Here is a 908-nt window from a genome sequence, read left to right on the forward strand (position 1 = left end):
ACTTACTAATGCCGTAAAGGCAATGAAGGAAACACTTATGGCTCAAAAAGAAAAACAAGGCACACCAGTTACGTTTTGTGAGAAGCGTAGAAAGCGGATGTTTAGGAAGGTTAAACACCTGTTTAAATCGCAAGTGGATGCTGAGCCCACTTCACGCTTTGAAGCGAACGGGTCGCGCGTTATTGAGTACCTCGATTGTTACTTTCAGATGTTGGGTAAGCCTAACATTGATGAGTTGAGCGAGGATGATGTCGTGCTCGTTCAGAGTGGACTTAACGCTGAATCTGCGGATTATTCTCTAGCCTATTACGTCGGTGAGATCATCAAAAGCTACATTGCAAAAACAGAACCTAAAGTATTTGAGGGTCTTAAATGCAAATGTGTTTGTGGTGGGATGTACTCTCTTAACAGAAATCACTGGAACTATCGTTGTGATGAGTGCGGCTTGCTAGGTCGCAGTGACATGAATGGTATTCCAGAGAGTTTACCTGCTAGTAAAGAGGTGCGTGAGCGCCGAAATCAACTGCATAGACGTATGGAAACGATTCTAGACAGTGGCTTTGTGCCGTGGTTTGCATCGTATGGTCATTTATATGACCTGGTTAGTTACCATAGTGGTATTCCAAAAGGGTACTGTCATATCGGTTGGTTGACAACGGTGGAACAGGTTGAGTCTTTCGATGCAGGACTATCTGCAATACAAAGACAATCAGCGTCTGCTTCGTTGGGTCTTTAGGTTTCTTAGAGTGAGAATTTTAGGAGGCTGATATGGCTTTGAGAGTGAAAAGGTTGCATAAGGTTGATCTGCATGTCGTTAGTAGTTACATGGCGATTTTGCTAGATCCAGAGTCATTTGATGAGGTAGCGGTTGAGTCTGCTAGTTCGTTTATGGCTGGAGCGTATATACC

1 protein-coding gene is annotated in these 908 nt (G+C 43.7%); it reads left to right on the forward strand.

The window, feature by feature from the left end; translation table 11 throughout:
* Positions 1-736: hypothetical protein (locus AB4585_RS24970; RefSeq protein ID WP_372171445.1), on the forward strand; the 736-nt coding region annotated here is incomplete at its 5' end.
* Positions 737-908: the final 172 nt, after the last annotated feature.

The sequence above is a fragment of the Vibrio sp. 10N.222.49.C9 genome (assembly GCF_041474985.1).
GTDB lineage: Bacteria > Pseudomonadota > Gammaproteobacteria > Enterobacterales > Vibrionaceae > Vibrio > Vibrio crassostreae_C.